The sequence below is a fragment of the Bradyrhizobium archetypum genome (assembly GCF_013114835.1).
In the GTDB taxonomy this organism is placed as follows: domain Bacteria; phylum Pseudomonadota; class Alphaproteobacteria; order Rhizobiales; family Xanthobacteraceae; genus Bradyrhizobium; species Bradyrhizobium archetypum.
Window position 1 is genome coordinate 26,912 of record NZ_JAAVLW010000005.1, and the last position, 13,049, is coordinate 39,960.

Consider the following 13,049-nt stretch of genomic DNA (forward strand, 5'->3'; position numbering starts at 1 on the left):
GATTCATCGCGTCGATCGTCCTAAGTTGGGTCCAGAATTTTCCACCAGATCAGGCTTGCAATCGCGTAGACAATCATCAGCAAGAACCACGGGCGCCGCGGTCGGCCATCCGATGCAGGCACTGCCCCGATGCCCGTCGTCGTCGCGCTAGCTTTTATTTTATGGGAGAAGCTCAAGCCCGTGCCAGGCAACGAGGCGGAAATGGTCTTTCCGGCCGTCCCGGTCGTGTAGCCGAAACCCTTCACGCCGATCCGGACGCTCGCGCTCTTCTTGCCAATGTTCAGCCTGACGCCGGGGATGATTGAGAATGTCTTTCGAAAGCGCAGCCCCATGATGTCGCACTGCCCCCTTGCGAAACTCAGGGCAAGTGTTCCGCAACCGGAGGGCGAGAGCAAGGGGGAAGTCGCCGATGAAGCTGTGGTGGGTGCCGTCATTGCAGACCCGCCTTGCTCTCTTGAAGGCAGCGATCTTTGCCTTGCTGCATGCTGGCGTTAATCGATGAAGCGATCGTGGTTGGCAAAGAGCAGTTTGGGCCCGGATCCGGCGCGGCGTGGATTGAGTCGCATGTCGTTGGGCCGAACGTGCAACTAGCGCGCGCCTTGCGAACCTTCTCTGCGACACCCTTGCAGTTGGATGCCCACGTCGCGTGATAGGTATTTTCTACACGGGATATGCAGGCTTCATAGTTAACTTGAGCTGCGCCTCGTTCTAATGCGCGCCGTTGCTCTGCTGCGTCCTGCTCCTCTCGGGCACGTTCCTCTGCTGCTTTGCGCGCAATGTCAGCGCGTGCTTTTTCAAGGCGGCGCTCGTTGTCCATCTGGACGTCTCTCGCTGGAAGATAGACTGAATAGTAATAGCCGACGCTCCCCGCGGCTCCGAGGAGCGACACCGCAAGGCTGATCTTCAAGAAGGCATCGACCGGGCCTGCCATTTTCATCTCACCAATCTTGTCGTGGTTATTAGCGAACCGGTGGCTAACGCGGCGGAGCCGGCGATCTAGTCATAGACGTACAGGATCTGCCGAACGTTGTTTGGCCATCTCGTGCGACCGCTCCATTAGAGAGCGGATCGCGGCACCCTTCGCCACAGCGTCATCGGCGCCAGAAGCCACGCGCTCGGCCGTGCATTTTGTCGTCGGCGGATTTCCACACTGTCGCGCGAGCGCTTCCCAGCCAACGCATTTTTCGGAGCTGTTGCGATAGCCAGGGCCACCATTATCACCGCAAGCCGCGAGTGCTGGCTGGTAACATATCACCGACAGCATAAGGATAAGCGGCGCTCGCACTGGCACCTCGTGGTGGGTGATTTTCCTATGCGCCCGGTGGGCGTTGCCCCTGGAATTGGATGTTGCACTTCTTGGCAATGGAAGCCTGCTCTACAGCAACCATTTGGCCCTTCATGTTGGCGAGCTCGGCGGCTGTTTGCTTGTCGCCACCGACAAAGAAGGCGGCCGGCCAGAAAATCACAACCGCGGCCGTAGTCGCGAGCGTATCCTTGGTGCGCTGGCTGTCCTGGGCGCCGGAGAGAGCGGCCGCGCGCGCGGATATCGACTGAGCCTCCAGCCCTAACTGCTGGCACGTATAGGATGAGTACTGAACGGGCGACACATAAGTCGGCGTGATGTCTGCCGCTGACGAGGCACAGCCACCCAACGCGGCGCCCAGCGCCACGATTCCCAAAATGCGCATTCTATGAACTCCCCAGACCCAGCGGTATTCAACTGCAACTGGCGGTCGAGCGCAAGGGCAGCGCCACGACAATGAGCGGTGATTGTCTCTCCTTAGTCATTGACGTGTCGCGACTCAGGCGTGCCCATCCTCGCGTTGATCACCAAATGTCGCTATATGCTGGGCATGAATTGGGAGTGACTGTTCATGGCGAAGACTTGTCCGTACTGCACTAAGAGCGACGTCAAGTTCTCTGGCGAGCACATCATCTCAGCAGCGGTGCTCAGAGAGGTGTTCGGAAATCCCGTCAAGAACAACGTTTCGGCTGATCATCTGCGCGGAAAGGTGCTGAAGAATTACGAGCCGACATCGAACCATGTATGCAGGACGTGTAATAGCAAGCTCGCCCCTTGTGACAGCGCAGGGGTCGATCTCATAAAGCAGATATTTTCACATGCTAGCGTCGCCAATATCGGCATCGATCTCCGAGCGCTTAGGCTGAACTGGCTGATCAAGACGCATCTCAATCACATGGTTGCGACCAGGCCAAAGACCAAAGCCGAGTACACCAGCTATAGCCGCATCTTTGACGGTTTGATCAACCTACAGCCAGTATCAACCGATCTGTACGCGCTCTGCCTGGAGGCCTTCGACACGGATGAGAGCTATTACGATGGTACTCGCAAAGAGGGAATTGGATACTTCAACTACAGGAGTGTCGATTTCGCACACACACAAACAATCGTATCGTCGTTTCGAATTAAGTCCCTATCCACTTACATTATTCTGCCGATGAATTCGGATTATGGTTTGTTCGGCGAACGGGTGGCTGCCACGATCGGCGAAATGAGGCAGGATTTCAAAATAACTCCAGCGAGAGTTCCTGCGGGCGACCTTCACAGCAATGCATCAATCCTCGTGTCCAGCGTGGTGCCAAGAAGTAAGATCGATGCGATACAAAGCGCAGAGGCGGCGCGAGGCGCTCAAGCTCCCCCCAATGCGACGGCAGGACAATGATGTCCTGCGGCACCTCATGAATATCCCCTCTATTGAGGATCGAGATCGTGATGTCGGCGCGCTTGCGTTGCGGTTCGGGCGCACATCTGTGTCGACGGTAGCTCCTTTTCGCTCAGCTCACATCGTGGCCGAGCTTCGTGAAATAGACCGGACGACGCCTGAGGCAAGGAAAACCAGTGTCGAGACAATCGCGATGTAGCGAGCCGTTGGTGAAAGCCGGCAGTTTCATTTCTTGGGTGGCTTATCCAACCTGTATCCAACCGCAATGTAGGCGAGAGCAAGAGGCTCTAAACCTACCTTTTGATGTCAAACGAGCATTGTGTCCAAAGTGACTCCGCATTGGCGCGATGAATTTGCCGGATTTCTTCGAAATCGAAGCTCGCCCCTCTTACCCAACACATCAGTGCGGTGGCTATCCGAATCGAAGCATCCAACATGTCCCGCTCATAACCATATTTCATCGGATCGACATGCCCTACCTTTTGCTCCCGTCGGCTCTCCACGAGCGAGTGGGCCAAATGCTTGTCACGTAGATTCATTACCGACGCATGTTTTGACGAGATCAGCATTGATCGCGTTTCCGCGATGGCCTTGTCAAGTTCTTGCCGCAAGTTAGTAGCTTGGCGATCGCCAAATTCGCTTTCGTGTCGACGAATGGAGTCGATGACCAACGTGCGAACTTCCGGCTCGGACGGAAGATCGCTGATGTGACCTAATGGCCGATCTTTCCAATGAGATGCCATCTCTCCCGCCAGCATGTCTACGACGCCGGGATGATCGATTAGCGCAATGACCGTTGGAATATTTTCTTTCTGCAGATCCACGCTGTCCCAAAGCGCGCAGAGTCGCACGATTTCCATCTGGTGCAGCCCGCGCTGGAAAGTGGAAAAAGCGTTCGCCGCGTGTGAGGTTGGAATCTGGGACGCAAGAATGGGTGAATAGGTTACGATACGATTGTTCTCGTGCAGCTCGATAACGTAGAGAAGATGATCGGTGACACGATCAGTGAGCTTCTTCGCGAGCTCAACACGCGCAGCCACGGACATTGCTGCAATTTGCTCGCTGGGTGTTTTGCGTTTTGCCATTGAGTCGACCTTTAACCGTCAGCCTTAGCCCTGCCAAGGGCAAAGGGAGATTCCCCCAGTCTGGGATCGATCGTTTTGGCAATCAGTCGCTTGTTGGCGGCCTCGCCCCACGGTAGGGAGGGTAGAGAAAGCCGCCAGCGTCACGCCGGCGGCTTCATGTTCTCAATCCAGATATTCGGCGATCTGCTCTAGCGAAGCGTTGAAACGCTCGCCGAGCACGACGAAATTCCGTTCAGTGTCGACGAGCATATACTCGCCTATGTTGTCCAGGTGGATCGTTCGATCCAGCGACTTCTTCATGGTGTAGGCCGCTCTTTGAGCTCGAGCCCGTAGAGCACTTTCATTCATTGATGGCATGTGAGCCCCCAGTTGATTGAACGGGAGACCGGATGAAGCGCCAATCACGTAGCTTCATCCTGGCCCGCGGGCCACGCGTTGCCGCGCCACTAAGGCGTTGACGGCAGAGAACAGAAAAAGCGTCGGCAAGACCAATGCGATGCTTCTCATTGCACACCCCTCCTTGAGCCCCTAACGCGTCACGTTCTGATTCTTTTACGATGCCTGGAAAGCGGAGCGAGCGAAAGAAGCCGCTCGTTCGTAATAGACGCCGCTTGGCGACGCCGGGCCGCTCACACGGTTTTGCCGCTTTATCCCGGCATGGTGATTTCGGCACTCGAAAAAGCGCATCTTGGGACGGCTATGGCGCCATTAGCCCCCAGCCGCGCGCCAGAGCCGTTTCACCAGGCGCCCCACGACCCAACACGGCCATTCACTGGAAGCGCAACCCGGCAGCGGCCCGGCGCCGCCTGGTGATGGCAACTCCGCTCGCAAAAAAGGGCCGCCGGCGTTCGGCGGCCCAAGTCTTGGGAGGAACGCGCCGAGAAGCAAAGCGCCTCTTGAGCCCGTCACGAGTAAGAATGGCAGGAGATTGTTTCCGGCCGTCTTCACTCAAAAGGAAAATGGCTGCGGGATCGCTTCTTCGGAACCGAGGCAGTGAAGTCAGTTCACGGGATTGAGAGGCCCCGCGTTCGGCGATGCCGCCAATAACCCGCGGGCGCGGAGTTTAGCACCAGCGCTTTCGGCTTCGTCCCTGGGGTGACAACCGGAGAGGAGGGAGGCATTCGCTGGACCACATAGGACATACGGTAGATCGAGCGATTCAGCTACCGCTTGCTACCATGTTTGCTACCCAACCGGTTGGGACGAGTTGTGATAAGCCTACATTGGACAGCGCTTAGCCGTCGGATTGTTCAGATAGATCAAGGCCAAGTGGGATTGGCTGGTACTGGCCAGGATGAGGCTGCTAGAACTGCAAAACCGTTTAAATTGAGGATCCTATTCAGAGCTACCGGAAGCAAGGCCCCTCAAGCGCGGTGGCCGTGGCTAACGACCGTAGTTTTGTTGACCGTGATGGGCGATTTTTCCGATATCGCAGGGCTTTCCTCACCATTTATGGAGGAGGGCGGCTCCGCCTCGGGATCTTTAGATATGCGACCGGGCGACTCCAGCGACTACGTTCCGGGGAGCTTTTCCATGGAGGCCTGAATCTCTCTCACCGACCTATCGGACAGCCCGATTGCCTTACATTGCTCAATCAATGCGTCCTCGAGTTCTTTATCAGTCATCCGCGCGAATGCTCCGGACGCGCCAATCTCGTGCTTTTGGACCAGCAATCCGGCGATGTGAGCTGCCGCCTTTAGCCCGTTTATAGCTGCGTCCAAATTGGATTTGAACACTCCGAGGTGATTGCCCTTGCGGTCGTAGACAGGAAGCCCGCGGATCGAAAGATCGATCACATGCTTTAGCCGCACAATAATCCATTCTTCGGTTAGCCCGGCGCGTTGTATCCCTAGCCCCCTAGCCCTGGCTTCACCTGCGGCACGCTCTTCAATGATTTCCTCGACACGAGCCTCAATTATAGGACTTCTGCAAAGCCTGTTTGCGTTGGCCGGTTTATAGATGTAGCCGCCGGCTCGATAGGCATCGGCCTGACTCTTACCTGCAGCTAGAGCTTGAGCGACGATCTCATACTTAGGTTTGGACAGTGCTGGCATACGGTGCGCTCAAACGTTACTACACATCAATCCTTATCACGAAGATATCCAGAGCGCGAACTCGAGGGGGAGAGGGAGGTGCACTTATGGCCTCGCCAGTCCAACGCGTTCAGTTTCATAATGTCGGTGGTTTAAGCGCCGTGTCGGCTCTCTCAGGCCAAATTGCAGCTTTAACCCAAGGCTTCGCCCTTTCTCCCCACGGTCTGAGCTATCGCCCTTACCGCAGCTGCTGACCAAGCAGAGTCTGCCTGTAGACAGACCGGATACTCGTTTCCCTTTGCCATCGCAGGCCCGCCACGTTGTCCCCGTGCCGGCTCCGAGAGCTTTTTTCGGCGCTCTCACATCGGGACCGAACGGGAGGTCATCCCGCTGCCGATATCCGATGCCCTCGACCGTTCCGCGGGTTGCGCGGTACCGTATGGGTCAGGTCCCTATGGGCCACGGGATACCTGTTTGATTCCGTTCCGGACTGGCCGGTCTAGCGCTGGCACGCTGCCGCTTTGAGGTGCGGCGCCTTGCGGTCATTCATCGTCGGCAATCGAGAAACCTCAATTCACCGGCAACGGGATCATGGCCGATCTCGACCCGTCGCTATTCTCGCGTCGACGCTGGGTGAGGCGTTGATGGTGGTGGGACATCCGAGCACCATCCATCAGAGCGCGCTCACCATAGACGACGCGGTCGTAGGTCAGCGCGAACCTGCCGGAGGCGCACCTGCTCTGGTGCTGGCGTGTCGTATTGTTTCCTCGAGCTGCCAATGTGCTGCGATGGCCTCGGGGTTATGCGGGGCTCCTACAGCCTCACATCTTTGCTCAGGCAGGCCAGATACACCGGTGCCACTCGGACGCGCCGTAGAGCTCGCCATAGGCCTTGGACTGGCCTTGCGGCGGACGAAGCGCATACCCATGACGTCTAGAGCAGCCGCAACGCCGATTGAGGATCTAAGAGTCACCACCGATGAGTTGCTGGCGTGGACCATGGCGATCATGTTGGACGATCCAAATCCGCGACTTAGTAAAACGCGAGAAGCGTCCAATGAGGGTCGCCGAGACACACAAAGAACTTCATCGTCCCCAGAACGGCGAGCCTCGAACTGACCGTGTCGGCGACGAGCCCAAGGATCAAGAGCCGGAGTGACCACGATCCATAGTTCGCTCAATTCGTGTCGCCCGTGTTGAAAACAAGGAACCCATGCATGGTTGGCGGCGGAGACAATGCTCATGGCTTCGTCTCCACGCGCGGGAGGTTCCGGAGCCACTCTTCAGCGATAAGTAATGATGGTCCGCTTGCCGATCTTCCGCGCGCGAAGTCGACCTAGTTTGATCTGCTCGTACACTGTCGTTCGACCAATGCCGAAGTACTGGCAAAACTGACCAATGCTCCAAGCTCGGTGTTGATCGCGGAGCCCTTGCTCTGGTTCCGACACCTTATGTTTTTGGCTTACAGGTTCTGGAATCTTGTCGAGAATAGCCACTTTGCGCCTCCAGGTGAGGCGGTTTCAATATCTCGGCTCGATTGCTCGCCGTGCGAGATCTGGCAAAGCAAACCTAGCCGGTCAATGACGACCGCCGTGGGTTGCTCCACCTTTTCTCGGCGCGAGAAATAGGATGGTGGGTCAGATGCGACGACCGCGGCGCGCGATCCAAGTTCACGAATGCTTACGCGAACCATCTGACACCACGACTTATAGATCATGGCGAACGAAAAGGAAAGAGGACGTACGCGGGCGTCCACCCAATGCTTGCTCAACTCGTTACGCCGCGTCCCGTGCTGTCACATTCGCTTGATTGCTGAATAGATGGTTTGCCCAGTCGCTCATCAGCGCGCGACGCTTTTCGAGTTTTTCGCCGCGTTGATAGGCGGCTGTGGTCTCGTCCTTATACTTATGCGCAAGGGCAGCTTCACGCACGCCGTCGGGGTATTCAGTGCATTCCTCTACCCAGGTAGCAAATTTCGCGCGGAAGCCATGCACCGTGACATGGCGGCGGTTCATACGCTTGAGAACCGCAAGCATCGCCATATCGGAGAAGGGTCCGCCATCGCTGGCCGGGAAGATGAAATCGCTCTGGCTGCCGTTTCGCATATCGTTCAGTACTGCCACTGCAGGTCCGGAAAGTGGCACGCTGTGGTCTTCGCCCATCTTCATTCGCGTGCCTGGAACGCGCCAGATAGCTCGGGGGGCGTCGATCTCTGACCACCGGGCCCCGAGCACCTCGTTGGTGCGAGCTATCGTAAGGATCAGGAACTGCAAGGCCGCGGCCGCAGTCCCAGCTGCCTGCATCAATTCCGCCATAAACTGCGCCGCCTCGGCGTACGGAAGAGCAGGATGATGCCTTTGCGTACGCTTAGGACGCTTAGGCAGCTTTTCCCGAAGTTGCCTTGTTAATTCAGCAGGATTTCGGAATTCACTGTCATCAATATCGACGTTCTTCGCGATAACGGTCTCTATCCGTCCGCGAACTCGGTTCGCCGTTTCCGCCTTTTCGACCCAGATCGGCTGAAGCAGTTGAAAAATGTGGCTCGGCCTGATGTCGCCAATCAAGAGATGGCCGATCGTCGGGTAGGCGTACCGCTGCAGCGACGAGGGCCATTGGGCGCGGTGCTTCTTGCTCCACTTTCCCCAGTTCTCCTCAATATACTTCTCGGCGCACTGTTTGAACGTCGGAAGGTCGGCCACCGCAGCCGCTGCCTTCGCCTCTTCACGTGCCGATCGCTTCGCCTGAACGATGTCGACACCAGCGCGCACCTTTTGTCGAGCTGCATCGCGCTTGATCCGGGCCTCTTTCAGCGAAACGTCGTTTAACGAGCCAAGCCCGTGCCAACGCTCTTTCCCCCGGACCCAGTATCGGTACGACCAGTTTCGGGATTTCGCGCCAGCGACGACCAAGTAGAGACCATCGCCGTCAGGGTATTTACCTGGCGTGACCTGACGAGCGACTTCCAGCGGATTCAGCCTTCCAGCCATTGCTCTCTCCGACGAAATCGTCCGCCAAACTCACGGAAAAAACCACGAACAGCACGGTCAATTCTGGCGAACGTCGGTGAACTAGTAAAGGCACCAAGCCAGGCAACATGCTGTTTTTATTGAGTCTTCCGAACAGTGGCGAACGTGGGAGAACAGTGTAGTGGCGGAAGGGGTGGGATTCGAACCCACGGTACCCTTGCAGGCACGCCGGTTTTCAAGACCGGTGCCTTAAACCACTCGGCCACCCTTCCAAGACCTTGAGATCGTTATCGTTCTTATATCGCGGCAGAGAACGAACCTAGCACGATGCTACCGCTTTGCTACCCTTTTCTCGGGCGACCCTGAGGCCAGCGCACAATCACCACATCTGCCACGCGCATGTCCAGCAACTCTTTCGGAGCTTGCGCTGTTGTAGGCTCGTGGAGCACTCTGGCTCCTTGAGGGTCCCATGACGCGCGGCTTGCCAATCCTGCTGCTTGGCGCGACCTGCCTTGCAGGCTGTGCGAGCAGTGGCAGCAATCCGGTTGCCGACATGCCGAGCTGGCTGGGCGGGCTGCCGGCCGATGCGCCCCCGAGGCCCGGGACGCCAGCCTACGACGCGTGGCAAGCCGAGCGAGCGAAGGAAGCCGCTCGCCCGAAGGTCAAGGATGCCGCTCGTTGACAATCGGGATGGCGGCCCCGTTTCCCTGTTTTGAGCGCGCGCCCAATTCTGCCAAGAATCAGCCCCAGCCTGATTAGACCATTCCGGGGGGTGACCCCTGGTGGTAGGCCCGGCGCGTGTCGTCCGGAACCGTCGTGCGTCGGGCCGCCCTGACGAGAGTGCAAGCAGTGAAGCGCCAGATCTTGTTCCTCTGTACCGGCAACTACTACCGAAGCCGTTACGCGGAAGTCCTGTTCAATTCCCGCGCCAGAAAAGTGGGATTGGCCTGGCGGGCATTTTCGCGAGGATTGGCGGAGAAAGGCTCGCCCGAGAATGTCGGGCCTATTTCGCCGATTGCCCTGCAGGCTTTATTGGCGAGAAACATCGAGCTGGAGGGACACGATCGGCTCCCAATCTCGTGTTCAGCCGCCGATTTCGAGATGGCGGACCTCATCATCGCACTGAAAGATGACGAGCATCGACCAATGGTCGGGCGGCGCTTCCCCGAGATACGTTCGAGAGTAGAATATTGGGAAGTCGACGATGTCGCGGTTGCCGAGCCAGCAACTGCACTGGCGCTGATCGACGAACGGGTTGATGGCCTGCTTGCACAATTGCGAAGCTCTTGATTGCACCGCATCGAACCTTCTTTGGGCACTCTTTAATAGACCGTCTCGATATTAAGCGAGATGGCCATTCCAGAATTTGAAGATCGGTGCTTCAAACCGCTGGGCAACTCTTCAGTGCCTTCACGTGCACACTGTATGGAGCACTTCATACGTGCCACGAACGCGCGGCGATGGCCTTGGTCGCAATGGGCCGGCGAGGTCGGTAGTTGCTGGTCTTGGCCGGCATGCGCTTATCCCGGCGCGGTCGCCGCAATTGGTCGGGCGCTTGGATTAGCCGAACGCCACCGCCAGCAGGCTCGAGCACAGCAGCACGAAGCTTGCCGTGGTCAGAGCGAGAAATCCGTTTGAGACCATGTCGTGGTTGCGCATGAGACACCTACCACATCCGATGCTCGTCCGAATTTATTAAAGCTTTCCGAATCCTGCACGGAGCCGGACGGGCCATAGATCCGAAGTCGGGCGGTCCCCAAACCGCCAGACGTTCAAGCCTCAAGCCCTATAACGATAGCCTTCAAATGCGTGGGCCAAGAAAATGCCTGCACTCACCAAACCCATCACTGCTGTAACCGTCTCGATCATCGCACAAATCCTTATGCGCCCCTGCAACGCACAGAACGACTGCAGCGTTGCACAGTCAAAAAGATTCACCGGCAGGATTCGCAGATCGGCCGTGAGTGATGATTTGATGCAACAGATTGTTTGAAAGCGGCACAGAAAGGCTACGACGAAGGGCGCATACATCGTGAATCGAGACGTTTTCGCCGGTCAGTCGACGAGTGCAGAAAGCAACCATTCATTCACCATGCCGGGCCAGACCCCATTTCCGCCGTGTTCCGGTTGCGATATCTTCACGACGTGATGCGGAGGTGGGCCGCATCGTGGGGTAAGGCCGCAACGCTTCGACACAGGCAGTCGGCCGCTGAAAATGGTAATTGGGGTGATGGGGATTCGACGGCCAATAACGATCCTGCGGGCGGTTCGGGGTACAGTTGCCGTGGCAACATGCCTTGTCCTTGCCAATTGCGCTTCGTCCGACAAGTTCGCCAAACGCATCGATCCCAAATATGGCGTCTCCTCCAGCCCTCGTGTGGTGGCGTTCGGAGAGCCCGTTCCGAAGGGCGGGGGGACCTATCGCGTCGGCAAGCCCTACACCGTCGCAGGCCGGATCTACGTACCGGAAGAGGACCCGAACTACCGCGCCGAGGGAATGGCCTCCTGGTACGGTGACGACTTCCATGGCCGGTTGACCGCCAATGGCGAGGTTTTTGACATGACCTCGCTGACCGCGGCCCACCCCACGCTGCCGATCCCGAGCTACGCCCGCGTCACCAATGTCCGGAACGGCAAGTCGCTGATCGTTCGGGTTAACGACCGCGGCCCTTATCATGGCAATCGCCTCATCGACGTCTCGAACAAGGCCGCAGAACTGCTTGAATTCAAAGCAAATGGCGTCGCTCGTGTGCGGGTCGAATATGTCGGCCGGGCGCCGCTCGAGGGTTCCGACGACCGCCAGCTCCTGGCGACGCTCCGGACCGGCGAGCCGGCGCCGTCCCCGTCTACAGTCCGGGTCGCCTCGGCCCGTCCGTTTGTTCCCGAAATGCCGTCGTCCGCGGGCCGGATCCGGGGCGAAATTCCGCTGCCGGAGGGCCGGCCTTACAACCTCGGCAACACCTCGGCCGACTACGCCTCGATCAACGCGACCTCCGAAATGTCGGCCTCCAGCCGCTCGCGCGGCCGGGCGGCGGAGAACCTGCGCGCCGTATCTTACGAAAGCAATCCGAGCTATGCCGCTCCCGGCCCGGCTCACCTGCCGGTCGATCCGCGGGGGCCAAGCGAAGTCCTCAGTGGCCGCGGCCTATATTAGGTAGCGTTTTCTAGCGAAAGCCTATCCCGGACTTATTCCGCGATTGTGCCCCGTTCGCGTCAAGAAAACGCGTCAACTATAGCTACTCCTTCAGGAAGGCGAGCAGGGCGGCGTTGACCTCATCGGGCCGCTCCTGCTGAATCCAGTGGCCGGCCCCGGCGAGAATGAGCTTCTGCCGCAAGTTCAGCAGCACGCGGTCCATCTCTTTGACCTGCTTGGTGCCAATCAATCCGGTAATGACGCCATCCCTCGACCCCGCGATGAACAGGGAGGGCTGATGGATTTGCGCGCCCTGCCACGGCGCCGTCAGTTCCCAGTTGCGGTCGATGTTGCGATACCAGTTCAGCCCGCCGCGAAAGCCGGCCTCCTGATAGACGGCCGCGAAATAGGCGATGTCGGCCTCGGTCAACCAGTTCGGCAACGGCCGATTCGGAGCGGCCCCGGCGAGGAACCCCTGGCCCTCAAGAACGAATTGATGGGCCGCCGGATCGGCGAGCCCGCGTCCGCCCAGCACGATCCGCATTGTCGCCGCGACATCGCGCTCAAGCTCAGCCTCTGCCACGCCGGGGGTCTGAAAATACTGCCAGTAAAAATTGGTAATGCCGTTTTTGCGCAGGGTTTCGAGCGGCAAGCCGCGTCCGCGGGAGGGCGGTGGAACGCTCAAGCCCGCAACCTTGGTGAAGATATCGGGCCGGAACATCGCCGCGTGCCAGGCGACCGGCGCGCCCCAATCATGGCCGACAATGACGGCCTGCTTTTGTCCCAGCGCATCCACCAGCGCGACCATGTCACCGACATTGTGAAAGAGGGTGTAGGCGCCGACGTCGGCCGGCGCGCTGGTCCGGCCAAACCCGCGCATGTCGGGGGCGACGACATGGAAACCGGCCTCCGCGATCGCGGGGATCTGGTGCCGCCAGGAGTAGGACAGTTCGGGCCAGCCGTGGCAGAGCAGCACCAGCGGACCCTCGCCCTGCTCAACAACAAAGAAGTCCAACCCGTTGGCGGAAATAGTGCGTGAGGATGGCATCGCGTTTCCGCCCCGTTTTTCGTATCTTGTGGGGAACTTGCAGCATCGCCACGATACGTTCCTTCACGCGCTGCCGCAATCCGGTCGACACGGCGCTAAAT

Annotated in this window: 13 protein-coding genes and 1 tRNA gene; 4 read left to right on the forward strand and 10 right to left on the reverse strand. The window is 58.4% G+C overall.

Annotated features, from left to right (window positions below; translation table 11 throughout):
• Positions 1–20: 20 nt before the first annotated feature.
• The 3 genes from HCN50_RS16440 to HCN50_RS16450 form a co-directional block, all read right to left on the reverse strand.
• Entirely contained in the window at positions 21–434 is a 414-nt protein-coding gene (locus tag HCN50_RS16440) for a DUF4236 domain-containing protein (RefSeq protein ID WP_235977032.1), read from the reverse strand.
• Entirely contained in the window at positions 431–931 is a 501-nt protein-coding gene (locus tag HCN50_RS16445; protein ID WP_171710731.1) for a hypothetical protein, read from the reverse strand. Before HCN50_RS16445 ends, HCN50_RS16440 begins: the two co-directional genes overlap by 4 nt.
• Before the next feature lie 379 nt (positions 932–1,310).
• Positions 1,311–1,688 (reverse strand): hypothetical protein, encoded by a 378-nt coding sequence (locus HCN50_RS16450; RefSeq protein WP_171710732.1) that lies wholly within the window; start codon positions 1,686–1,688, stop codon positions 1,311–1,313.
• A gap of 186 nt (positions 1,689–1,874) precedes the next feature.
• On the opposite strand from HCN50_RS16450, the gene HCN50_RS16455 reads away from it, so the two are divergent.
• The gene (locus HCN50_RS16455) at positions 1,875–2,684 is read left to right on the forward strand and encodes a hypothetical protein (RefSeq protein ID WP_171710733.1); all 810 of its coding nucleotides are present in this window, start codon (positions 1,875–1,877) and stop codon (positions 2,682–2,684) included.
• Between the two features lie 293 nt (positions 2,685–2,977).
• Here HCN50_RS16455 and HCN50_RS16460 read toward each other — a convergent pair whose 3' ends face one another.
• From HCN50_RS16460 to HCN50_RS16485, 6 genes are all read right to left on the reverse strand, one after another.
• The gene (locus HCN50_RS16460) at positions 2,978–3,769 is read right to left on the reverse strand and encodes an AbiU2 domain-containing protein (protein ID WP_171710734.1); all 792 of its coding nucleotides are present in this window, start codon (positions 3,767–3,769) and stop codon (positions 2,978–2,980) included.
• A 162-nt stretch (positions 3,770–3,931) separates the two neighbouring features.
• A complete protein-coding gene (locus HCN50_RS16465) occupies positions 3,932–4,069 on the reverse strand; it encodes a hypothetical protein (protein ID WP_171710735.1) in 138 nt (45 codons plus the stop codon).
• 1,211 nt (positions 4,070–5,280) lie between these two features.
• Positions 5,281–5,823: a hypothetical protein gene (locus HCN50_RS16470; RefSeq protein WP_171710736.1), complete on the reverse strand. Its 543-nt coding sequence runs from the start codon at positions 5,821–5,823 to the stop codon at positions 5,281–5,283.
• Between the two features lie 1,261 nt (positions 5,824–7,084).
• A complete protein-coding gene (locus tag HCN50_RS34480; RefSeq protein WP_210264975.1) occupies positions 7,085–7,297 on the reverse strand; it encodes a helix-turn-helix domain-containing protein in 213 nt (70 codons plus the stop codon).
• A 279-nt stretch (positions 7,298–7,576) separates the two neighbouring features.
• Positions 7,577–8,788 carry a tyrosine-type recombinase/integrase gene (locus HCN50_RS16480; protein WP_171710737.1) on the reverse strand — a complete coding sequence of 404 codons (1,212 nt, stop codon included), beginning with the start codon at positions 8,786–8,788 and terminating at the stop codon, positions 7,577–7,579.
• A 161-nt stretch (positions 8,789–8,949) separates the two neighbouring features.
• A tRNA-Ser gene (locus HCN50_RS16485) sits at positions 8,950–9,039 on the reverse strand.
• A 197-nt stretch (positions 9,040–9,236) separates the two neighbouring features.
• On the opposite strand from HCN50_RS16485, the gene HCN50_RS16490 reads away from it, so the two are divergent.
• The 3 genes from HCN50_RS16490 (at position 9,237) to HCN50_RS16500 (ending at position 11,921) form a co-directional block, all read left to right on the forward strand.
• On the forward strand, positions 9,237–9,449 hold the full coding sequence (locus tag HCN50_RS16490) for a hypothetical protein (protein WP_171710738.1): 213 nt from the start codon (positions 9,237–9,239) through the stop codon (positions 9,447–9,449).
• A gap of 167 nt (positions 9,450–9,616) precedes the next feature.
• Positions 9,617–10,057 carry an arsenate-mycothiol transferase ArsC gene (locus tag HCN50_RS16495; protein WP_171710739.1) on the forward strand — a complete coding sequence of 147 codons (441 nt, stop codon included), beginning with the start codon at positions 9,617–9,619 and terminating at the stop codon, positions 10,055–10,057.
• A gap of 940 nt (positions 10,058–10,997) precedes the next feature.
• Positions 10,998–11,921, forward strand: a complete 924-nt coding sequence (locus HCN50_RS16500) for a septal ring lytic transglycosylase RlpA family protein (RefSeq protein WP_171710740.1) — start codon at positions 10,998–11,000, stop codon at positions 11,919–11,921.
• An 82-nt stretch (positions 11,922–12,003) separates the two neighbouring features.
• Here HCN50_RS16500 and HCN50_RS16505 read toward each other — a convergent pair whose 3' ends face one another.
• Complete coding sequence (locus tag HCN50_RS16505) at positions 12,004–12,948, reverse strand: alpha/beta fold hydrolase (RefSeq protein ID WP_171710741.1); 945 nt, start codon at positions 12,946–12,948, stop codon at positions 12,004–12,006.
• Positions 12,949–13,049: the final 101 nt, after the last annotated feature.

Excerpts from the sequence above, each read along its gene's own strand:
- HCN50_RS16490 (WP_171710738.1), top strand. The coding sequence starts at position 9,237 with ATGACGCGCGGCTTGCCAATCCTGCTGCTTGGCGCGACCTGCCTTGCA.
- HCN50_RS16440 (WP_235977032.1), bottom strand. The coding sequence starts at position 434 with ATGACGGCACCCACCACAGCTTCATCGGCGACTTCCCCCTTGCTCTCG.
- HCN50_RS16465 (WP_171710735.1), bottom strand. The coding sequence starts at position 4,069 with ATGAAGAAGTCGCTGGATCGAACGATCCACCTGGACAACATAGGCGAG.
- HCN50_RS16470 (WP_171710736.1), bottom strand. The coding sequence starts at position 5,823 with ATGCCAGCACTGTCCAAACCTAAGTATGAGATCGTCGCTCAAGCTCTA.
- HCN50_RS16500 (WP_171710740.1), top strand. The coding sequence starts at position 10,998 with ATGGGGATTCGACGGCCAATAACGATCCTGCGGGCGGTTCGGGGTACA.
- HCN50_RS16455 (WP_171710733.1), top strand. The coding sequence starts at position 1,875 with ATGGCGAAGACTTGTCCGTACTGCACTAAGAGCGACGTCAAGTTCTCT.
- HCN50_RS16460 (WP_171710734.1), bottom strand. The coding sequence starts at position 3,769 with ATGGCAAAACGCAAAACACCCAGCGAGCAAATTGCAGCAATGTCCGTG.
- HCN50_RS16450 (WP_171710732.1), bottom strand. The coding sequence starts at position 1,688 with ATGCGCATTTTGGGAATCGTGGCGCTGGGCGCCGCGTTGGGTGGCTGT.
- HCN50_RS16445 (WP_171710731.1), bottom strand. The coding sequence starts at position 931 with ATGGCAGGCCCGGTCGATGCCTTCTTGAAGATCAGCCTTGCGGTGTCG.
- HCN50_RS16480 (WP_171710737.1), bottom strand. The coding sequence starts at position 8,788 with ATGGCTGGAAGGCTGAATCCGCTGGAAGTCGCTCGTCAGGTCACGCCA.
- HCN50_RS16505 (WP_171710741.1), bottom strand. The coding sequence starts at position 12,948 with ATGCCATCCTCACGCACTATTTCCGCCAACGGGTTGGACTTCTTTGTT.